Here is a 19,607-nt window from a genome sequence, read left to right on the forward strand (position 1 = left end):
TCAGTTTTACTTCGTTCATTCCAGACTCCCCTACTCCGTTCGCATCGAGCGAAGTCGAGATGCCCATCGTTCGTGCTCGCCTGCCCCGTGTCTCGACTTCGCTCGACACGAACGGGAATGGAAGGTCGGTTTACCCCTCGATCTTCGAGAAATCGGCCACGCCATGCACCGCGCCGGTAAATCGCGACAGCAGGTTGAGGCGATAGGCGCGGACATCCTCGTCGGGATCGTTGACCATCACACCATCGAAAAAGGCGTCGATCGGCGCGCGGAGGCTCGCGAGCGCGGCCATGGCGTCGGTGAAGCGTTCCTCGGTGACCGCGGCGGAGGCCGCGGGCTCAGCGGTATCGAGAGCGGCGAGCAACGCGGCGTCATGCCCTGTCATGTTCCCCGGCGAAGGCCGGGGTCCAGTGCTGCCATCCACAGACGTCAGCGCTTCTCCGCTCTGGGCCCCAGCCTTCGCCGGGGAATTGCCTTGTCCCGCCTGCTTCAGGATATTCGCGGCGCGCTTATACCCCGCCAGCAAATTCGCCCCGTCATCGCTCGCCATAAACGCCTGCAACGCCTTCACGCGGGCGAGCAGGCGAACGAGATCATCTTCGCCGCCGAGCGCGAACACTGCGTCGATCAGGTCGTGGCGCACGCCAGCTTCGCGCTGCTGGACCTTGAGGCGGTCGGCGAGGAACACGATGATGCCAACAATCGTAGGTTGAATTATCTGATCGTAGATGGGCGAAGCACGATCCAAAGCATTCTTCATCACAACTTGACGGAGATTTTCTCTAGATTCGTCGGAAAATTGAACGCCGGCCGCTTCGAGTTGCTGCACGCCAATTTCAAGGGAGAACCGGTCTGCGGACGCAGTCGATTTCCCAACTAGTGTCGCCAGAGCGGCTGCTAAGGGCATCGAAACGGACAAACGCAATTCGTTGGCTTGAATGATTGAAATTACGCCAAGCGCTGCACGGCGGAGCGCGAAGGGGTCCCGCGAACCCGTTGGCTTTTCGTTTATCGCAAAGAACCCGGCCAGCGTATCCAGCTTGTCCGCCAGTCCCACAGCCACCGTCACCGGCGCCGTCGGCACATCATCGCCTTGCCCCACCGGCTTGTAATGGTCGCGGATCGCGTCGGCGACGGCATCGGGCAGACCTTCGGCGCGGGCGTAATAGCCGCCCATCAGGCCCTGCAATTCGGGGAATTCCCCGACCATTTCGGTGACGAGGTCGGCCTTTGCCAGACGGGCCGCAAGTTCGGCCTGGTCCGCCAGCTCTTTCGTGTTCCCCGGCGAAGGCCGGGGTCCAGGGCTGGCTGACGCTGCCATTTGTTCTGTGCCGCTCTGGGCCCCGGCCTTCGCCGGGGAACCGGAGGTGACAATCCCTTCCTCGACCAGCCACCGCGCCAGCTTCGCCACCCGCTCGACCTTGTCGGCAACCGTGCCCAGCTTTTCGTGGAAGGTGATGCGGTCGAGCTTTTTGGCGTGATCTTCCAGCTTGGTCTTGCGATCCTGTTCCCAGAAGAAGCGCGCATCCGATAGCCGCGCGGCGAGCACCTTGCGGTTGCCTGCGACGATTTCCGCCCCTCCATCGACCGCGTCGATGTTCGCGGTGCAGACGAAACCGTTGGCGAGCTTGCCGCCCGCATCGTTCACGACGAAATATTTCTGGTTTACGCGCGCGGTGAGCTGGATGACCTCGGGCGGGACTTCGAGGAAGGCCTCGTCGAAGCGGCCGAGCAAGGGCACCGGCCATTCGGTGAGCCCGGCATTCTCGATCACCAGCCCCTCGTCCGCGACGAGGCTCAGCCCGGCGTCGGCCGCGGCCTTGGCGGCGCCGTCGCGGACGATGTTCTGGCGTTCTTCGTGGTCGACGATGACGTGGCATGCGCGGAGCTTCTCGGCATAGTCCGATGCCGAACCGATCGTGATCTCGCCCGGGCAGTGGAAGCGGTGGCCGCGCGTTGCGAAACCGGCCGAAATTCCGTTCACTTCACACGGGATCAGCTCTTCGCCAAAGATCGCGACGATGCCCGACAGCGGGCGCACCCAGCGCAGGCTTTCGCTGCTCGCGCTCGCCTTGCCCCAGCGCATCGACTTGGGCCAGGCGAAGGCGCGGATGATCGCGGGGATCGCCTCGGCCAGCACCTCGGCGGTCGCGCGGCCGGGCTTGTCGATCACGGCGAAATACACACCGTCGCGGTCTTCGAGCTGATCCTGCGTCAGGCCGGTCTTGCGGAGGAAGCCTTCGAGCGCCTGCGGCGGCGCACTGCTGCGCGGGCCTTTGAGTTCTTCGCTGACCGCGGCGGTCGCTTGCGGAAGGCCCTTCGCGATCAGCGCGAGGCGGCGCGGGGTCGACCAGATGGTGAGATCGCCCGCCTCGATGCCCGCGGAGGACATCTGAGCGCGAAACAGCTTTTCCAGTTCGGCGCGCGCGCCGGCCTGCATCCGCGCCGGAATTTCCTCGCTGCGCAGTTCGAGAAGAAAGTCGGTCACAGCGTCCACCCCGGATATTTCGCGGTCCACGCGGCCGACTGGCTGTCGATCCATGCCTTGCAGCTGCCCTTGGCGAGATCGCGGACGCGCGCCATGTAATTGGCGCGTTCCTGGACGCTGATCACGCCGCGCGCCTGGAGCAGGTTGAAGAGGTGGCTCGCCTCGATCGCCTGGTCATAAGCAGCCAAGGGCACATTCGCTTCGATCGCGCGTTTGCACTCTTCTTCGGCCGCCTTGAAGCCCGCGAACAAGGTGTCGGTGTCGGCGACCTCGAAATTCCATTTCGAAAACTGCTTTTCGTTCTCGAGGAACACATCGCCATAGCTGACCCCCGGCACGTCGCCGACGGGGTCGGAAAAGCGCAGGTCGTACACATTGTCGACATTCTGGATATACATGGCGAGGCGTTCGAGCCCGTAGGTCAGCTCACCCGCGACGGGCTTGCAGTCAAAGCCGCCCATTTGCTGGAAATAGGTGAACTGGGTGACTTCCATCCCGTCACACCAGACTTCCCAACCCAGTCCCCATGCGCCCAATGTGGGCGATTCCCAATCATCCTCGACGAAACGGATGTCGTGGAGCAGCGGGTCGATGCCGATCGCGGCCAGCGACCCTAGATATTGTTCCTGCAGGTCGGCGGGCGACGGCTTCAATATCACCTGATATTGGTAATAATGCTGAAGCCGGTTCGGGTTCTCGCCATAGCGGCCGTCGGTGGGGCGGCGGCTGGGCTGGACATAGGCGACATTCCACGGTTCGGGGCCGAGGCTGCGCAGCGTCGTCGCAGGGTGAAAGGTCCCTGCCCCCACGCGCATGTCATAGGGCTGCAAAATCGCGCAGCCGCGCGCGCTCCAATAATTATGCAGCGTCAGGATCATGTCCTGAAAGCTGAGTGGTGTCTTGTCCGCCCCGTCGGCCACTGCCGGTATTCCTTCGCAGGTGCAAAAATCGCCGCCGCATTGGCCCAGCGGCGGCGCAGGGTCAAGGCTCCGCGCCGTGCAGCCGCTTACGAAAACGCCGACGGCAGTCAGGTATCCAGAACTTTTTGTAAGGCGTTGTTGACATAGTCAGCGAATCACGACATATAGTCATGCATACCTGACATACAGACAGGTCAACATGACCACGACGCCGATCAACCAAGGAGATATAGACATGATGAACCGCACCCTGATCCTCGCCCTTTCGCTCAGCGTTGCCGCGGTTCCCGCCGCTGCGCAGACCGATGTGCCGACTGCTGCCGTGTCGACCAGCGACCTGGACCTGACGCGCGCCGCCGACCGCGAACGCCTCGACACCCGCCTGAAAAGCGCCGCGCGCCGCCTGTGCCGGTCAGGCCTTCGCAGCACCGCCGAAAACGCCCGCGAACCGGCGTGCATCGCGGCCGCGCTGGCGAACGCCGCACCGCAGGCCGAACGCGCCATCGCACAGGCGCAAAGCGGCACGCAGCTGGCGCTGCTGATGGTCGAGACCGCACGCTGATCCGTGGGGTTGAGCCCTTGGGTTCCGGCCGCCTCCTCCCCGGTGACGGCCGGCGATCCAGGCTGGAGCGTTCCCTCCCCTTTGGCGGGAGCGCTCCAGCCGCTTGGCAGCGGGCACCCTTCGCACTTCCGAAGGGCGGACAAGATTTTCGCTTCCCCGCCATTTCGATGCTCTATGGGATGTGTATGACCACCCCGACCGACATGCTGGCGAGGCGCCGATGAACAATAAATTGAAAGTGCTGCGCGCGATGCGGAACTGGAGCCAGGCCGAGCTTGCCGACCGGCTCGATGTGTCGCGGCAGGCGGTCAATGCGATCGAAACGGGAAAATATGACCCGTCGCTGCCGCTGGCGTTCAAGCTGGCGCGGCTGTTCGAGATGCCGATCGAGGAGATTTTCGATGACGGCCATGAAGGATAAGATGATGACCAAAGATCCGCAGCATCGCGGCAAACCCGGAATAGGCTGGCCGATTGCGATCTTTGTTGGCACCGCGCTGCTGGCGGGCATTTTTGCCGGCTATAGCGAAGCGCGCGCCGACCAGGGCCATTCGGCGCTGGCGCCATGGGCCAGTGCGATGATCGCCATTGCGCTGGGCGCCATTGCCTTTGCCTTCTACGTGCGCCGCCATGCGGCCTGGTTCCGGCAATGGTCGCCGCGCAAACGGCTATATTGGATCAGCCTGGTGCTGGCGGGCGCCCTGGGCCTCGTGTCCGCGATCCTGCTTCAGTCCCATGGCAACGCCGACCTGATGTCGGACAGCGCATTAACCCCCGCGCTGGCGATCGCACTGTCGGCTCTTTGGGTATTCGGCCTGCTGGTCGCTTTGATCATCTACCAGCGCTCGGTCGACGATCATGAGCGGATGGCCCATCATATCGGCGGCCTTGCGGGTTTCTACGCCTTTGTATTTCCGTGCCCCGTATGGTGGGTCCTGTGGCGGGCCAACGTCGCGCCGCCGGTAGAGGTCATGCCGCTCTTCGCGCTATCGCTCACCGTCAATGCGCTCGTCTATCTCTGGTTCAAATTTCGCTGAGCGTTCCGCCGATTCCCCCTCCCCTTTTTTTCTTCGACCGGCCACAAGGGCCTATGTTGAAAGGCTTTCCCATGAAAAAATTCTTCAAGATGCTCACCGCCACCTGCGCGGTCATCCCCTTTGCACAATGCGCGATGATCCCCGGCAGCAATGCGGCGCAGGCCGCCGAACCCGTCGCCGCGACGGCCGAGCCGGCAACGCCTGCCGCCACCACCGACGCCGACCCGGCATTGTGGGTGGTGAAGGACAAGGACACGACCATCTATCTTTTCGGCACCGTGCATGTGCTGAAACCCGGCCTCAGCTGGTTCGACGAAGCGGTGAAGACGGCGTTCGACAAATCCGACCAGCTGATGCTGGAGATGGTGCTGCCCGAGGATCAGGCCCAGGTCGCGAAGGACATGATGCCGCTCGCGATCGACCAGACCGGGAAGACGCTGTCGTCGCGCCTCGACCCCGAACAACTCGCCGCCTATCAGGCCGCGATGGCGAGCGTCGGCCTGCCCGCGGCGCAGTTCGACATGTTCGAGCCGTGGTTTCCCGCCATCACCCTGTCGATGCTGCCGCTGACCAAGCTGGGTTACGACCCCGAACAGGGCGCAGAAAAACAGCTCACGCGCCTTGCTAAAACGAAGAGCAAGCCGATCGCCGGTTTTGAAACCTTTACCGAACAGCTGGGCTTCTTCGACACGCTGCCCGAAACGCAGCAGGTCGCCTTCCTGAACTCGGTGGTCAAGGATCTCGACAAGCTGGGGCCGCAGCTCGACAAGATGGTTCTGCTGTGGGCCAAGGGCGATCCCGATGGCCTGGCGACGGCGATGAACGAAAGCCTGGCCGCGACGCCCGAACTGGCAAAAACATTGCTGTGGGATCGTAACGCTCGCTGGGCCGACCAGATCAAGACGCGAATGGACCAGCCCGGCACCGTCTTTGTTGCTGTCGGGGCAGGCCATCTGGCCGGCGAAAAAAGCGTTCAGGATTATCTGAAAGACCGCGGACTGACGGCGAAACGGGTCAAATATTGATCGGCGACGCCGCCCGATCCCGACTAGGGGGTCGCCGCATCGCGGCGGCCCTTTTGCCGTTGCTGCTGGCGGCGTGCTCCGCTGCCGAAACCGACACCCAGGCGCGGCCCGCGATGTGGCTGGTCGCGGACGCCGACACGCGCATCTTTCTTTTGGGCACGATGCACGCGCTGCCTCGCGGCACCGATTGGACCGGGGGACAGGTCGCCGGCGCGATCGACGCGGCGGACGAGCTGGTCCTCGAACTGCCGCCCGCCGAATTGGCGCGGGCGGGCGAGGTCTTTCATGAGCTCGCCCCGCGCGAGCCTCCGCTCGCCATCGAATCGCGGCTTTCCGGCAAGGCGTTGACGGGTTATCGCGCGCTCGAAGCGAGCGGACGCGGCTTCAGCGCCGATGGCTTCGACGATTGGGCGGTGATGGTGTTGATGGGGCAGCGCGTCGCGCAGAACGCCGACTTGTCGCCCGCCGAGGGCGTCGAAACGCGGCTGACCGACATTTTTGAAGACGCGAACAAGGCGATCGGCGGCCTTGAAACCGCGCGGGAGCAGCTGATGCTGTTTGAAACGCTGGACCCGGCGACACAGCGCGCGCTGCTCGTGCGCGCGGCAGAAGAGGCCGACGGCGCGGTGAAGGACGTCGGGGCGTTGACCGCGTCCTGGGGTCGCGGCGATGTTGCGGCGCTGGAGAAGGTGATCAACGAGGACATCGACGCCGTCCCCGCGGCGCGCAAGGCAATCCTGACCGATCGAAACCGACGCTGGAGCGCGTGGGTTCAAAAGCGCATGGCGCAGCCGGGGACGGTGTTGATGGCGGTTGGCGCGGGGCACCTGGTCGGCACGGACGGCGTGCCCGCGATGCTGGAGGCCGGAGGTATGAGGGTCATCCGGGTGCAATAGGCGCCGAAGCGCTTGCATTTCCGTCGGTTCCCCGCTAAGCGCCGCCGCTTCCGTCATGGTCATCCCTGGAGGCGTGGCGGAACTGTGTAACTGTTTCTCGGAGAATGAACATGAGCGATCAGCTGACGCTGACGGCCGAGACGCGCGAACGCGGAGGCAAGGGAGCCTCGCGTGACCTGCGTCGTGAAGGTCGTGTCCCCGCCGTTGTCTATGGCGGCAAGGAAGAACCCCTGATGATCCACGTCGAAGAAAAGCTGCTGATGAAGCAGCTGATGACGGGTCACTTCATGAACTCGGTCGTGATGATCGAAGTGGGGGGCAAGACCATCCGCACCCTGCCGAAGGACGTCGCGTTCCACCCGGTCAAGGATCGTCCGATCCACGCCGACTTCCTGCGCATCGCCAAGGATGCCACGGTGCAGGTCGCCGTGCCGGTCTCGTTCCAGAACGAGGAAGCCTCGCCGGGCCTGAAGCGCGGCGGCGTGCTGAACATCGTTCGCCACGAACTGGAACTCGTCTGCGACGCGGACAAGATCCCCGACGAGATCGCGATCGACGTCACCGGCTTTGACGTCGGCGATTCGATCCACATCAGCAACGTCACCCTGCCCAAGGGCGTCGAAAGCGCGATCACCGACCGCGACTTCACCATCGCGACCATCGTTGCCCCGTCGGCGCTCAAGTCGAGCGACGGCGACACGACGAAGGACGAAGGCGAAGCTGCCGAAGGCGGCGAAGAAGCCTAAGCATTTTGGATCGCCCCTCCCCAAAGCGGGAGGGGCGTTTCCACCGGACCCGGGAAAGGCAGGTTCATGCAGCTCTGGGTCGGCCTTGGAAATCCCGGGCCACAATATGCGATGCACCGTCACAATGTCGGCTTCATGGCGGCCGACGTCATCGCCGACCTCTATGGTTTCACCGCCCCTGCCAAGAAGTTCCAGGGCTGGGTCCAGGAAGGTCGCATCGGATCGCAGCGCATCCTGCTGCTCAAACCCGGCACTTATATGAACGAAAGCGGACGCAGCGTGCGCGCCGCGCTCGATTTCTACAAGCTGGCGCCGCAGGACGTCACCGCCTTTTACGACGAGCTCGACCTGGCGCCGATGAAGGTCAAGGTGAAGCAAGGCGGCGGTGCGGCCGGCCATAATGGCATAAGGTCGATGATCCAGCATATAGGCGAAGATTTTCGCCGCGTCCGCATCGGCATCGGCCATCCGGGGCACAAGGACCGCGTCACCGGCCATGTGCTCGGCAATTATCACAAGAGCGAGATGGAGCCGCTGATCGACTTGCTCGGTGCAATCGCGGCCGAAGCCAAGTGGCTGGTCGACGGCGACGACGTCCGGTTCCAGAGCGACCTCGCGCTACGCCTGAACGGCTGACGTCCCCCGGAAGCGGTCAGACGCAAGCCGATTGCTGAAGGTCATCCCCGGCTCATTCGCGGTCGATCTCTCCGGCGTCGAGCAGAGGCGCGGCGTCCGCGTCGCCCGCGCCAAGAAGGTCAGCCAACCGCTCGGTGCCCGCCAATATCATCGCCTGTTCCCAGCCGGGCAGCACGGCAAACGCGGTCTCGAATTTCACCTGAAGCATGTCCGGGGCCTCCAAGAGGCGGCGGCGGCCTGCGTCGGTCGCCTTCATCAGCATCCGTCGCTTATCCTGCTCGCTGCGCGTCCGGCTCACGAGGTCGAGCGCAACTAGGCGGTCGACAATCGCCGTGATGGTGGCGTGGCTGAACTGCAATCGCTGGGCAACCAGCCCCGGCGTAACGTCGTCGCCCGCATCGATCTCGCGCAGAACCAACAGCTGCGATGGCGTGAGGCCCGTCGCCGTTGCGAGCCTGCGGGTTCCGCCCTCGGTCGCCCGAAGCACACGCCGCAGGGCCCTTAGCGTCGCATTGGCAATCTCTGACTCCATCGAGGACTGGTAGCCGCTGGAGACATGGACGCAATCAATTTCATCGGCTCCGCAGCCATGATTTATTTCGATAACGGAAATATAATTGGCGCCGCGGGGTTGCCTGAACATCAGATGCGCCTATATTTGCGACCTATCCATTCTGTGGCGATGCGATTCCGCTGCATATTATTTCAGGAGACGAAAGATACTAGATCGGCAAAAAGACGAAGAGTCATTGCCTCCCCCGACAGAATTGGACCCGATATCCCGCACGAAGGACGACATGGAGTTTCGCGCGCCGGTCGCTGCGGACGGTCCGGCGGTCACGGCGCTGATCGCGGCTTGCCCTCCGCTCGATCGCAACTCGCGATATTGCAACCTGCTTCAGTGCGAGCATTTTGCGGATCATTGCATCATCGCCGAAAAATCGGGTCGGATCGTCGGCTGGGTATCGGGCTATCGCCCCCCATCCGACCCCGATGCCTTTTTCGTCTGGCAGGTCGCCGTGGCGGTCGAAGGGCGCGGGCGAGGACTGGCGCGCCGGATGATCACGGCGCTGATGGCTCGGTCCGCGCAGCAAAGCGCGACGCACATGATCACGACCGTGACCGGCGACAATGAAGCGTCATGGGCCTTGTTCCGCGGCCTGGCCCGCGACTGGGGCGTGGCGCTCGAACGCGATGCGCTGTTCGAGCGCGAGACGCACTTCGCCGGCGCACACGAAACCGAATATCTGGCCCGCATCGGGCCGATCGATCGAAAACATATCCACGCAGAACAGGGATAAGATGATGATTACGACACCCCAGCCGTCCGGCGCGATTCCGGACAGGACTATCTATGAGCGCCGCGAATCGGCGGTGCGCAGCTATGCCCGCTCGATGCCGCGCCAGTTCGGCAAGGCCGAAGGCGTGTGGATGCACGACGACCAGGGCGGGCGCTATCTCGATTTCCTGTCGGGCTGCTCGACGCTCAACTATGGGCACAACCACCCGATTCTGAAGCAGGCCTTGCTCGACTATATCGCCGCCGACGGCATCGCGCACGGGCTCGACCTGCACACCCATGCGAAGCGCGATTTCCTCGCCACCTTCGAGCAACTGATCCTGAAACCGCGCGGGCTCGACCATCGCGTGATGTTCACCGGCCCCACCGGCACCAACGCCGTCGAAGCCGCGATCAAGCTTGCGCGCAAGGTGACGGGCCGCGAAATGGTTATCGCCTTCACCAACGGCTTCCACGGGATGACCCTGGGGGCCCTCGCCTGCACCGGCAACGCCACCAAACGCGGCGGCGCGGGCGTGCCGCTCAGCCACGTCGCGCACGAACCCTATTTTGATTATTACGGCCCCGAGGTGGATACCGCCGACCTGCTCGAACAGCGCCTCGCCGACCCTTCGAGCGGCCTCGACGCGCCCGCGGCAATCCTGATCGAGACGGTGCAGGGCGAAGGCGGGCTGAACGCCGCGTCGCCCGAATGGCTGCGCCGGATTGCCGAGATCGCGAAGGCGCACGGCGCGCTGCTGATCGTCGACGACATCCAGGCGGGCTGCGGCCGCACCGGCGGTTTCTTCAGCTTCGAGGATATGGGATTTACCCCCGATATCGTGACGCTGGCGAAATCGCTGTCAGGCATGGGGCTGCCCTTTGCGCTGACGCTGCTGCGCCCCGAACTCGATCAATGGTCGCCGGGCGAGCATAATGGCACCTTCCGCGGCAACAATCACGCCTTCGTCACCGCCACCGCCGCGCTCCGTCATTTCTGGGGCTCCGCCGATTTCCAGCGCGACGTCGAACGGCGCGGCGAGCTGCTTGCGATGCGGCTGGGCCGTATCGCTGCCGAGCATGGTTTCGAGGTGCGCGGCCGCGGCATGATGCGCGGGGTCAACGTCGCCTCGGGCGAATTTGCCTCTGCCGTGACCGCCGCCTGCTTCGACGCCGGCCTGATTATCGAGACCAGCGGCGCGCATGACGAGGTGATCAAGGTGCTGGCGCCGCTCGTCATCGACGACGCGGTGCTCGCCGCCGGGCTCGACATTCTCGAAACCAAGATCCGCGAGGCGATGGCTGCCGACTACGCCGTCGCCGCCGAATGACACAGGAGATAGATATATGATCGTTCGCAACCTAGGCGATATCCGCAAATCCGACCGCAACGTCCGTTCGGACGGCTGGGCAAGCGCCCGCATGCTGCTGAAAGACGATGGCATGGGCTTTTCCTTCCACGTCACCACCATGTTCGCGGGCACCGAGCTCAAGATGCACTATCAGAACCATCTGGAGTCCGTCTTCGTGCTCAAGGGCACCGGGACCATCGAAGACCTGGGAACGGGCGAGGTCCATCGGCTGGAACCCGGAGTGATGTATGCGCTCAACGAGCATGACCGGCATATCGTGCGCCCGGAAACCGATATTCTGACCGCCTGCGCGTTCAACCCGCCGGTCACCGGCAAGGAAGTGCACGACGAAAGCGGGGCCTATCCGGCCGACGCCGACCTCGTCGCCGCCGACTGACAGCCATAAACAGAAAGGGAGGCGTCCGATGCAAGACCTCTACCCCTCACGCCACGCCGCCGAGGCCGAAATGCGGCCGCGGCAGGACCCCGTCGTCCATAGTGAATGGAGCAATGACGCGCCGATCAGCGCGCGCCAGGCCGCGCAGTTCGACCGCGACGGCTATATCGTGCTCGAGGATATTTTCTCGGCCGACGAAGTCGCCTTCCTGCAAAAGGCAGCGGGCAAGCTGCTCGCCGATCCGGCGGCGCTCGACGACGACACGATCGTCACCGAGCCGCAAAGCAAGGAGATCCGCTCGATCTTCGAGATCCATGCGCAAAGCCCGGTGATGGGGCGGCTCGCCGCCGATGCGCGGCTTGCCGACGTCGCGCGATTCCTGCTTGGCGACGAGGTTTATATCCACCAGTCGCGCCTCAACTACAAACCCGGCTTCACGGGCAAGGAGTTTTATTGGCACAGCGATTTCGAGACCTGGCACGTCGAGGACGGCATGCCGCGGATGCGCGCTCTGTCGATGTCGGTGCTGCTGGCCGAGAACACCCCGCACAATGGGCCGCTGATGGTGATCCCGGGGTCGCACCGCACCTACCTCACCTGCGTCGGCGAAACCCCCGACGACCATTATCTGAGCTCGCTCAAAAAACAGGAATATGGCGTGCCCGACGAGGAGAGCCTCGCCGAACTCGCGCACAAGCACGGCATCGTTGCGCCAACCGGCAAGCCCGGAACGGTGATCCTGTTCGACTGCAACCTGATGCACGGGTCGAATGGCAACATCACGCCCTTCCCGCGCGCCAATGCCTTCCTTGTCTATAATGCGGTCAGCAACCGGCTCGAAAATCCGTTCGGCGCCCTCAAGCCGCGCCCCTGGTTCCTTGCGCGGCGCGGCGAACCCGAGCCGCTGGCGATCGCGCACGGCCCGATCGCCGATACGGTGCCGGCATGACCGGGCACAGCGTCGAGAAAATCGGCGGCACGTCGATGGCCGCCACCGCAACCCTGTTCGACAATGTGCTGATCGCGGGGCGCGCGGGCGCCGACCTGTATAACCGCATCTTTGTCGTTTCGGCTTATGCCGGGATGACCGACCTGCTGCTCGAGAACAAGAAGAGCGGCGCGCCAGGCGTCTATGGCCGCTTCGTCGCCGACGAGGATGCGGGCGGCTGGCGCGAGGCGATGGAAGCCGTCCGCCGCGCGATGCAGGCACGCAACGCGGCGATGTTCGCGCGGCCCGAAAGCCGTGCCGAGGCCGATGCCTTCGTCGATACGCGCATCGCGACGGTCGCGGCATGCCTCGACGACCTGGCTCGCCTGCGCGCGCACGGCCGCTTCTGCGTCAAGGAGCAACTGATGACGGTGCGCGAGCTGCTCGCCGGGATCGGCGAGGCACATAGCGCGCACAGCACCGCGCTACTGCTGCGCGACCGCGATGTGAACGCGCGCTTCGTCGACCTGACCTTGTGGGACCAGGAAGACCTTAGCAGTCTCGACGAACGGATCGGCGACGCCTTCGCCGCCATCGACCTCGCAACGACGATGCCGATCGTCACCGGCTATGCCGGGTGCGAAGGCGGCATGGTGCGGCGTTATGCGCGCGGCTATACCGAAATGACCTTTTCGCGCCTCGCCGTACTGACCGGCGCGCGCGAGGCGATCATCCACAAGGAATTCCACCTGTCGAGCGCCGACCCCAAGCTGGTCGGCGAGGACAAGGCGCGCAAGATCGGCCGCACCAATTACGATGTCGCCGACCAGCTTGCAAACCTGGGGATGGAGGCGATCCATCCCGGCGCCGGGCGCGGCCTGCGCCAGGCCGACATTCCGCTGCGCGTTCGCAACACCTTCGACCGCGAGGATGAAGGCACGCTGGTGACGGGTGGCTATGTCTCCGACGTCCCGCGGGTCGAGATCGTTACCGGCATCCGCCAGATGCAGGCGCTGACCTTTTTTGAACAGGATATGGTCGGAATGAAGGGCTATGACGCCGCGATCCTCGATGCGCTGACGCGCCATCGCGTTTGGATCGTCAGCAAGTCATCGAACGCCAACACGATCACCCATTATCTGTCGGCGAGCGCCGAGGTGGTGAAGAATGTCATCGCCGACCTGCAAAAGGCATATCCGGAAGCAGCCATTTCAGCCCAGCCGGTGGCGATGGTGTCGGCGATCGGAAGCGACATCGCGCGCCCCGGCATGGTACCCGACGCGCTGCGCGCGCTCGACGATGCCGGTATCGGCATGATCGCGCTGCAACACCAGATCCGCAACGTCGATGTCCAGTTCATCATCGAGAGCGGGGATTTCGATGCCGCGGTGCGCGTGCTGCACAAGGCGCTCGTCGAAGGCGATGTGAAAACTGGGGAGGATCGGCGCGCCGCATGATGCGGCGACCGAAACCAGCCGATGTTTGCAATGATTCTGCCTGTTCGGAGCCTGCTCGTCGCGATTTTCGTGATGATGGCGGGCAGCGGTTTTCTGTCGACGCTGATCGGGCTGCGGCTCGAGCGCGCGGGCAGCGGGACGATGGTCATAGGCCTGGTCGCAACCGCCTATTTCGCCGGACTGGTGATCGGCGCGATGCGCGCAGGCGAGGTTTTGCGGCGCGTCGGACATATTCGCGCCTTCGCCGCCTTCGTCGCGCTGCTCTCGGCCAGCACACTCACCTATGCCTTGTTCCAGCACCCGCTGCTTTGGGGAATGCTGCGCCTGATCGACGGGCTATGCGTGGCGGGCGTCTTCATCTGTGTGGAAAGCTGGCTGAACGATCGCGCCGCCTCGCGCGCGCGCGGAACCATACTCGCCTGGTATATGGTCGCCCTCTATTCCGGGCAGGCGCTCGGTCAATTGCTGCTCCGTACAAGCAACACCGCGCCCCATATCCCGTTTGAGCTGGCATCGATCCTGATCACCCTTGCGATCATCCCGGTCTGCCTGACGCGCAGCGCCGCGCCGACGCTGGAGGGTGCGGCTTCGCTGCCCCTCAGGCGCCTGTTCGCGGCATCGCCGCTGGGGGTTTCAGGCGCGGGTATGACGGGATTGATCCTCGGCGCCTTTTACGGCCTCGCCGCCATATACGCCCGGCGGATCGGCCTTGGTCTCGCCGATACAGCCACCTTCATGATGATCGTGATCCTCGGCGGTGTCGCGCTGCAATGGCCGCTTGGACGCCTGTCCGACCGCTATGACCGACGGCGCATCATCATCGCCTGTGTCGCGGCGACACTCGCGGTCAGCCTTGCGCTCGGCACGGCACCGTCGGGCAGCCTGCTCCTGGTTCTGGGCGCCGGGTTCGGTGGCCTCAGCTTCGCGCTCTATCCGCTGTGCGTCGCGTTCGTGAACGACCGCCTGCTTCCGTCAGAACGCGTTGCCGCTAGCGGCCAACTCGTCCTCCTCTATTCGGTCGGCGCGGCGCTCGGCCCGATCGGCGCCGCAGCCGTGATGTCGTTGACCGGCGCGGGCGGGCTGTTCCTGTTCATTGCGGCCGCGGCGGCGGCAATGCTCGGCTTTGGGCTTTGGCGCCTCGCGACCACCAACTCAGTGCCCGACGACGAGCAGCAGGACTTCCAGATCCTTCCGCGAACGACGCCCGTCGCCGCGCTGCTCGATCCGGCAGGCCCTTCCCCTTCATCCATCCAATCGGCCGACCCGACAAGCAGGTAACATATGGAAAAACCAGACATCGTTCACGCTCCGGGCCACCCGCCGCCCTTTCCAGCGCCCTCGGAGCTGCACCGGGCGGTCGGCGCCTCGGCGCTCGGCAATGCGGTCGAATGGTTCGACTATGGCATCTATGCCTATGGCGTGACCTATATCTCGGCCGCGCTGTTCCCCGGCGATACCGAGGACGCGGTGCTGTTCGCGCTGGCAACCTTCGCAATCTCCTTCCTCGTCCGGCCGCTCGGCGGGCTGTTCTGGGGACCGCTCGGCGACCGGATCGGCCGCAAGTCGGTGCTCGCGATGACGATCCTGCTGATGGCGGGCGCGACCTTCGCTGTCGGCCTGATCCCCTCTTATGACCAGATCGGATTCTGGGCACCCACCGCGCTCATCCTCCTGCGCATGCTGCAAGGCTTTTCGACCGGCGGAGAATATGGCGGCGCGGCGACGTTCATGGCCGAATATGCCCCCGACGACCGCCGCGGCTTTTATGGCAGCTTCCTCGAATTCGGGACGCTGGCGGGCTTCTCCTTCGGCGCCGCGCTTATGCTGGGCTATTCTCTGCACCTTGGCGATCAGGCGATGCACGAATGGGGTTGGCGCATCCCCTTTCTGATTGCCGGGCCGATCGGGCTTATCGGCATGTATCTCCGCTCGAAAATGGAGGATACGCCCATCTTTCGCGAAGAGATGGCGGCGGCAGAACGCCGAAAACCCCCCGGTCTGGTCGCGATGTTGCGCGGTCACTGGCGCCCGTTGCTTGTCGTCGGCGGGCTGGTCGTCGCACTCAATGTCGTCAACTATTCGCTGCTCAGCTACATGCCCACTTACCTTCAGCGACGGATCGGCCTGTCGAACCAGGAGGCCTTGATCGTGCCCATCATCGGCATGGTCTTCATGATGGTCGTCGTGCCATTCGCTGGCGCCTTGTCCGATCATGTGGGACGCAGGCCGATGTGGCGCTGGTCGCTCACTGGCCTGCTGATCGGCGTTGTCCCGCTGTACATGCTGATCGGCACCGGCTTTGCGGGAGCCGTCGCCGGCTTCTTGCTGCTCGGCCTGCTCTATGTGCCGCAACTGGCGACGATCTCGGCGACCTTTCCGGCGATGTTCCCGACCGCGGTCCGCTTCGCGGGTTTCGCCATCGCCTATAATATCTCCACCTCGATCTTCGGCGGCACCGCGCCGATGATCGGCAGCGGCCTGATCACACTGACCGGCGACCCGCTCATGCCCGCTTATTATATGATGCTTGCGTGCCTGATTGGCTTGGTCGCCCTGCGCTTCATGCCGGAAACTGCGGGGCGATCCCTTCGCGACGACCCCTTCGCGCCGAACCGGCAAGGCCGCGAAAACGAGAGAGGCGCCGCGTAGCCGGCGCCAGCGATATGCACATTCGGCCCGGTTGATCGCCATCGACCGAGCGCGGCCAAGGAGATCCAATTGGGTTGGCGATGGGGCCCAAGCTCAAGACTCCAAAAGGGTCGTGCCGGGTTCAGCCGCCCGGAAGCGGAACGGCCGTCTGATATTTGACGACCCGGAGCGCGAAGTGCGACGAAGCCCCGGCGACCGCGTCGTTCCTGAGCAGGCTATGCATCAAAAACGCTTCATAATCGCCGACGCCGGTGGCGATGACGCGCAATTGATAATCCCATTCGCCCGACATCGACAGGCATTCCATGATCCGGTCCTGGGCCAGGACGAAATTTTCAAACAATTCGGTATGTTCGGCCGAATGACTTTTCAGTCGGACGTTGCAAAGGACGTTGACGCCCTGTCCGACCCGCGCCGCATCAACAAGCCACACATTCTTTGCCAGAACGCCCGCCGCCTCCAGCGACTTGATGCGACGCCAACAGGAAGGCCCGGTACTGCCCACCCGGTCGGCCAAGTCGGCATTGCTCTGCCCACCATCGCGTTGCAATTCGTCGATGATGCGACGATCGAGCGGATCGAGTTTGACTATTTCATTCATATTTTGACAATTATCCGAAATATCTTCTCCATCAAACTCCAAAATCTACGTTGTTTGAAAAGATTTTTTGCCGTTATCTTGCGATATTTCGCGAATGATATCCGACACGCTCCCCGCCCCCGCCACTTCGCCCGGACTGCCTTTCGGCGCATTGGCAACGCAGCCCGCCGACGCCTTGCTCGGTCTCATCGCGCTTCACCGGGCGGATGAACGACCCCAAAAAATCGACCTCGGCGTCGGTGTGTTTCGCGACGACGCGGGAACCACGCCAGTCCTGCGCGCCGTGAAAGCGGCCGAAGCGGCTTTGCTGGAAACGCAAATGACGAAGGCCTATCTCGGTGCGGAGGGCGACGCGACCTATGCCGCGCTGCTCGGTGGCGTCCTGTTCGGGGACCGGCCCGCGGATGAACGTCTGCACGGCGTCCAGACGCCGGGCGGCACCGGCGCACTCCGCCTTGGCGCAGAACTTGTCGCGCGCGCCGATCGCGCCGCGCGGGTGTGGATCGGCGCCCCGACATGGCCCAATCACGCGCCGATCTTTGCCGAAGCCGGGCTGGCGACACGCAGCCACCGATTTTACGATGCGGCGACGGGCGGCATCGACTTCGATGCGATGCTTGCCGATCTGACCGAGGCGCGCGCGGGCGATATCCTGTTACTGCATGGCTGCTGTCACAACCCGACCGGAGCAGAACTGACGCCCGCACAGTGGAGCGCGATCGCCGAACTGTGCGCAAGTCGCGGCCTGATTCCTTTCATCGATTTGGCCTATCAGGGTCTGGGCGATGGGCTGGCGCAGGACGCCGCGGCGACGCGGATGATGTTCGCCGCGCTGCCGACCGCGCTGGTGGCGTATAGCTGCGACAAGAATTTCGGCCTGTATCGCGAGCGCGTCGGCGCATTCTGGGCCTTGTCGGCGAACGGCGCCATCGCCGAACGCGTTCGCACCAACATATTGTCGCTGGCGCGCAGCCTTTGGTCGATGCCCCCCGACCATGGCGCCGCGATCGTCCGCACGATTCTGGAAAATGCGGCGTTGCGACGCGACTGGCAGCATGAGCTAGAGGCCATGCGCGTCCGCCTGAACGGTCTTCGCACAGCCCTTGCGGCCACCCATCCCCGGCTGTCGGCGATCGCGGACCAGCGCGGCATGTTCGCGATGCTGCCGCTGACACCCGCATCCGTCGCGACGCTGCGCGAAGAGCATGGCATCTATATGGCGGCGAACGGACGCATCAACATCGCGGGCCTGCGTGCCGAAACAGTGCCGTTTTTCGCGCACGCGCTTCGGCCGCACCTCGACGCCGAATCGACCACCCCATGACGCGCCCACCCATCGACACCACGCACGACCCGGCGCGGACCAGCTGGGTGGAATCGGCAAACGGACATCGCGACTTCCCGGTCCAGAACCTGCCCTATGGGGTCTTTGCGCCCCCGGATGGCACCGCCCGCCCCGGCGTGGCGATCGGCGACGCGATACTCGATCTTCGCGCTGCGGCGGCAGCGGGACTGTTGCCCGAAAGGGCGGCGTCTGCGTGCAACGGCGATGCGCTCAACGCGCTGATGGCGCTCACCCCCGAACACCGCCGCGCGCTGCGGAACAGGTTGAGCGTGTTGCTGTCGGATGCCGCGTATGAAGCGGCGCTGACGCCGATGCTCTATGCTGCGGCCGACAGCGTGATGCAGCTTCCGACGCGGATCGGCGACTACACCGACTTTTACGTCGGCATCCATCATGCCAGCAATGTCGGGCGGCAGTTCCGGCCCGACAATCCGCTGCTGCCCAATTATAAATATGTGCCTATCGGATATCATGGGCGCGCGTCGTCGGTGCGGCCGGCCGGAGAGCCGGTCGTCCGCCCGTACGGTCAGCGCAAGCCGCCCGAATCCGCCGCGCCGATTTTCGAGCCGACGCAGCGGCTGGACTATGAACTCGAGCTCGGCGTCTGGATTGGCGAAGGCAATGCACTCGGCGCGCCGATCCCGATTGGCGATGCGGCGCGTCACATCGTTGGCCTGTCGCTGTTCAACGACTGGTCGGCGCGCGATTTCCAGGCATGGGAATATCAACCGCTCGGGCCGTTCCTCGCCAAGAATTTCCATTCGACCATTGCCCCCTGGGTGATCACGGCCGAGGCGCTTTCCCCCTTTCGCATTGCGCAGCCGACGCGCCCCGACGGCGACCCCCCGCCGCTACCTTATCTCTGGGATGCCGACGATCAGGCTCTTGGCGCGTTCGACGTGACGCTCGAAGTGTTTCTGTCCACCGCCGCGATGCGCGCGAAGGGAATCGACGCTTTTCGCCTGAGCCGCGGTCCCGCGACGAATATGTATTGGACGATCGCGCAGATCGTGACGCACCATGCATCGAACGGCTGCAACCTGAATCCCGGCGACCTGCTTGGCACGGGGACAATTTCAGCCCCCGATCGCGAAGGCTTCGGCAGCCTGCTCGAACTCACGGCGGGCGGGACCGAACCCCTTCTGTTGCCCGGTGGCGAACGCCGCGCTTTCCTAGCCGATGGGGACGAGATTGTCATGCGCGCGGTCGCGAAGGCCGACGGTTTCGTGCCGATCGGTTTTGGCGAATGCCGCGCCGTCATCCTGCCTGCGCGCTGCCCCGCTTGACGG

The 19,607-nt window shown here is 64.2% G+C and carries 20 protein-coding genes; 16 read left to right on the forward strand and 4 right to left on the reverse strand.

Features of this window, described 5'->3' with window-relative positions; translation table 11 throughout:
* Window positions 1–130: 130 nt before the first annotated feature.
* Both glyS and A3E77_RS11735 read right to left on the reverse strand, forming a co-directional pair.
* On the reverse strand, window positions 131–2,488 hold the full coding sequence (glyS, locus tag A3E77_RS11730; RefSeq protein WP_293646091.1) for a glycine--tRNA ligase subunit beta: 2,358 nt from the start codon (window positions 2,486–2,488) through the stop codon (window positions 131–133).
* Window positions 2,485–3,366: a glycine--tRNA ligase subunit alpha gene (locus tag A3E77_RS11735; RefSeq protein WP_293646239.1), complete on the reverse strand. Its 882-nt coding sequence runs from the start codon at window positions 3,364–3,366 to the stop codon at window positions 2,485–2,487. The genes glyS and A3E77_RS11735 overlap by 4 nt, the downstream gene beginning before the upstream one ends.
* A 277-nt stretch (window positions 3,367–3,643) precedes the next feature.
* On the opposite strand from A3E77_RS11735, the gene A3E77_RS11740 reads away from it, so the two are divergent.
* The 7 genes from A3E77_RS11740 (at window position 3,644) to pth (ending at window position 8,310) form a co-directional block, all read left to right on the forward strand.
* Entirely contained in the window at window positions 3,644–3,970 is a 327-nt protein-coding gene (locus A3E77_RS11740) for a UrcA family protein (protein WP_293646093.1), read from the forward strand.
* Window positions 3,971–4,190: 220 nt separating this feature from the next.
* Complete coding sequence (locus A3E77_RS11745) at window positions 4,191–4,391, forward strand: helix-turn-helix transcriptional regulator (RefSeq protein ID WP_058803043.1); 201 nt, start codon at window positions 4,191–4,193, stop codon at window positions 4,389–4,391.
* A 4-nt stretch (window positions 4,392–4,395) separates the two neighbouring features.
* Window positions 4,396–5,007 carry a hypothetical protein gene (locus A3E77_RS11750; protein ID WP_293646095.1) on the forward strand — a complete coding sequence of 204 codons (612 nt, stop codon included), beginning with the start codon at window positions 4,396–4,398 and terminating at the stop codon, window positions 5,005–5,007.
* Between the two features lie 71 nt (window positions 5,008–5,078).
* Complete coding sequence (locus tag A3E77_RS11755; protein ID WP_293646097.1) at window positions 5,079–6,032, forward strand: TraB/GumN family protein; 954 nt, start codon at window positions 5,079–5,081, stop codon at window positions 6,030–6,032.
* Between the two features lie 53 nt (window positions 6,033–6,085).
* Entirely contained in the window at window positions 6,086–6,928 is an 843-nt protein-coding gene (locus A3E77_RS11760; protein WP_293646099.1) for a TraB/GumN family protein, read from the forward strand.
* A 110-nt stretch (window positions 6,929–7,038) separates the two neighbouring features.
* Window positions 7,039–7,674 carry a 50S ribosomal protein L25/general stress protein Ctc gene (locus A3E77_RS11765; RefSeq protein ID WP_293646101.1) on the forward strand — a complete coding sequence of 212 codons (636 nt, stop codon included), beginning with the start codon at window positions 7,039–7,041 and terminating at the stop codon, window positions 7,672–7,674.
* Between the two features lie 66 nt (window positions 7,675–7,740).
* On the forward strand, window positions 7,741–8,310 hold the full coding sequence (gene pth, locus A3E77_RS11770; RefSeq protein ID WP_293646103.1) for an aminoacyl-tRNA hydrolase: 570 nt from the start codon (window positions 7,741–7,743) through the stop codon (window positions 8,308–8,310).
* A 52-nt stretch (window positions 8,311–8,362) separates the two neighbouring features.
* Here pth and A3E77_RS11775 read toward each other — a convergent pair whose 3' ends face one another.
* The gene (locus A3E77_RS11775; RefSeq protein WP_293646105.1) at window positions 8,363–8,842 is read right to left on the reverse strand and encodes a MarR family winged helix-turn-helix transcriptional regulator; all 480 of its coding nucleotides are present in this window, start codon (window positions 8,840–8,842) and stop codon (window positions 8,363–8,365) included.
* A gap of 265 nt (window positions 8,843–9,107) precedes the next feature.
* Here A3E77_RS11775 and ectA point away from each other — a divergent pair, with 265 nt between their 5' ends.
* From ectA to A3E77_RS11810, 7 genes are read left to right on the forward strand one after another with little or no spacing between them, the layout of a single operon-like run.
* Complete coding sequence (gene ectA / locus A3E77_RS11780) at window positions 9,108–9,611, forward strand: diaminobutyrate acetyltransferase (protein WP_293646241.1); 504 nt, start codon at window positions 9,108–9,110, stop codon at window positions 9,609–9,611.
* A 1-nt stretch (window position 9,612) separates the two neighbouring features.
* Complete coding sequence (gene ectB / locus A3E77_RS11785) at window positions 9,613–10,920, forward strand: diaminobutyrate--2-oxoglutarate transaminase (RefSeq protein ID WP_293646107.1); 1,308 nt, start codon at window positions 9,613–9,615, stop codon at window positions 10,918–10,920.
* A gap of 16 nt (window positions 10,921–10,936) precedes the next feature.
* Complete coding sequence (locus tag A3E77_RS11790; RefSeq protein WP_293646109.1) at window positions 10,937–11,338, forward strand: ectoine synthase; 402 nt, start codon at window positions 10,937–10,939, stop codon at window positions 11,336–11,338.
* A 28-nt stretch (window positions 11,339–11,366) separates the two neighbouring features.
* Window positions 11,367–12,287, forward strand: coding sequence for an ectoine hydroxylase (gene thpD, locus A3E77_RS11795; protein WP_293646111.1), 921 nt, complete (start codon window positions 11,367–11,369; stop codon window positions 12,285–12,287).
* Window positions 12,284–13,723, forward strand: a complete 1,440-nt coding sequence (locus A3E77_RS11800; RefSeq protein ID WP_293646113.1) for an aspartate kinase — start codon at window positions 12,284–12,286, stop codon at window positions 13,721–13,723. Before thpD ends, A3E77_RS11800 begins: the two co-directional genes overlap by 4 nt.
* A gap of 21 nt (window positions 13,724–13,744) precedes the next feature.
* Window positions 13,745–15,001, forward strand: coding sequence for an MFS transporter (locus A3E77_RS11805; RefSeq protein WP_293646115.1), 1,257 nt, complete (start codon window positions 13,745–13,747; stop codon window positions 14,999–15,001).
* Window positions 15,002–15,004: 3 nt separating this feature from the next.
* A complete protein-coding gene (locus A3E77_RS11810; protein ID WP_293646117.1) occupies window positions 15,005–16,372 on the forward strand; it encodes an MFS transporter in 1,368 nt (455 codons plus the stop codon).
* Window positions 16,373–16,493: 121 nt separating this feature from the next.
* Here A3E77_RS11810 and A3E77_RS11815 read toward each other — a convergent pair whose 3' ends face one another.
* Window positions 16,494–16,973: an Lrp/AsnC family transcriptional regulator gene (locus A3E77_RS11815; RefSeq protein ID WP_293646119.1), complete on the reverse strand. Its 480-nt coding sequence runs from the start codon at window positions 16,971–16,973 to the stop codon at window positions 16,494–16,496.
* Between the two features lie 94 nt (window positions 16,974–17,067).
* Between A3E77_RS11815 and A3E77_RS11820 the strand changes: the two genes are divergently transcribed.
* Window positions 17,068–18,297 (forward strand): amino acid aminotransferase, encoded by a 1,230-nt coding sequence (locus A3E77_RS11820; protein WP_293646121.1) that lies wholly within the window; start codon window positions 17,068–17,070, stop codon window positions 18,295–18,297.
* Window positions 18,294–19,604 (forward strand): fumarylacetoacetase, encoded by a 1,311-nt coding sequence (fahA, locus tag A3E77_RS11825; protein WP_293646123.1) that lies wholly within the window; start codon window positions 18,294–18,296, stop codon window positions 19,602–19,604. Before A3E77_RS11820 ends, fahA begins: the two co-directional genes overlap by 4 nt.
* The last annotated feature ends 3 nt before the right edge of the window (window positions 19,605–19,607 follow it).

It is taken from the genome of Sphingopyxis sp. RIFCSPHIGHO2_12_FULL_65_19 (assembly GCF_001830555.1).
GTDB lineage: Bacteria > Pseudomonadota > Alphaproteobacteria > Sphingomonadales > Sphingomonadaceae > Sphingopyxis.

Excerpts from the sequence above, each read along its gene's own strand:
- A3E77_RS11735 (WP_293646239.1), bottom strand. The coding sequence starts at position 3,366 with ATGATCCTGACGCTGCATAATTATTGGAGCGCGCGCGGCTGCGCGATT.
- A3E77_RS11740 (WP_293646093.1), top strand. The coding sequence starts at position 3,644 with ATGATGAACCGCACCCTGATCCTCGCCCTTTCGCTCAGCGTTGCCGCG.
- A3E77_RS11745 (WP_058803043.1), top strand. The coding sequence starts at position 4,191 with ATGAACAATAAATTGAAAGTGCTGCGCGCGATGCGGAACTGGAGCCAG.
- A3E77_RS11750 (WP_293646095.1), top strand. The coding sequence starts at position 4,396 with ATGACCAAAGATCCGCAGCATCGCGGCAAACCCGGAATAGGCTGGCCG.
- A3E77_RS11755 (WP_293646097.1), top strand. The coding sequence starts at position 5,079 with ATGAAAAAATTCTTCAAGATGCTCACCGCCACCTGCGCGGTCATCCCC.
- A3E77_RS11765 (WP_293646101.1), top strand. The coding sequence starts at position 7,039 with ATGAGCGATCAGCTGACGCTGACGGCCGAGACGCGCGAACGCGGAGGC.
- pth (WP_293646103.1), top strand. The coding sequence starts at position 7,741 with ATGCAGCTCTGGGTCGGCCTTGGAAATCCCGGGCCACAATATGCGATG.
- A3E77_RS11775 (WP_293646105.1), bottom strand. The coding sequence starts at position 8,842 with ATGGAGTCAGAGATTGCCAATGCGACGCTAAGGGCCCTGCGGCGTGTG.
- ectA (WP_293646241.1), top strand. The coding sequence starts at position 9,108 with ATGGAGTTTCGCGCGCCGGTCGCTGCGGACGGTCCGGCGGTCACGGCG.
- ectB (WP_293646107.1), top strand. The coding sequence starts at position 9,613 with ATGATGATTACGACACCCCAGCCGTCCGGCGCGATTCCGGACAGGACT.
- A3E77_RS11790 (WP_293646109.1), top strand. The coding sequence starts at position 10,937 with ATGATCGTTCGCAACCTAGGCGATATCCGCAAATCCGACCGCAACGTC.
- thpD (WP_293646111.1), top strand. The coding sequence starts at position 11,367 with ATGCAAGACCTCTACCCCTCACGCCACGCCGCCGAGGCCGAAATGCGG.
- A3E77_RS11800 (WP_293646113.1), top strand. The coding sequence starts at position 12,284 with ATGACCGGGCACAGCGTCGAGAAAATCGGCGGCACGTCGATGGCCGCC.
- A3E77_RS11805 (WP_293646115.1), top strand. The coding sequence starts at position 13,745 with ATGTTTGCAATGATTCTGCCTGTTCGGAGCCTGCTCGTCGCGATTTTC.
- A3E77_RS11810 (WP_293646117.1), top strand. The coding sequence starts at position 15,005 with ATGGAAAAACCAGACATCGTTCACGCTCCGGGCCACCCGCCGCCCTTT.
- A3E77_RS11815 (WP_293646119.1), bottom strand. The coding sequence starts at position 16,973 with ATGAATGAAATAGTCAAACTCGATCCGCTCGATCGTCGCATCATCGAC.
- A3E77_RS11820 (WP_293646121.1), top strand. The coding sequence starts at position 17,068 with ATGATATCCGACACGCTCCCCGCCCCCGCCACTTCGCCCGGACTGCCT.
- fahA (WP_293646123.1), top strand. The coding sequence starts at position 18,294 with ATGACGCGCCCACCCATCGACACCACGCACGACCCGGCGCGGACCAGC.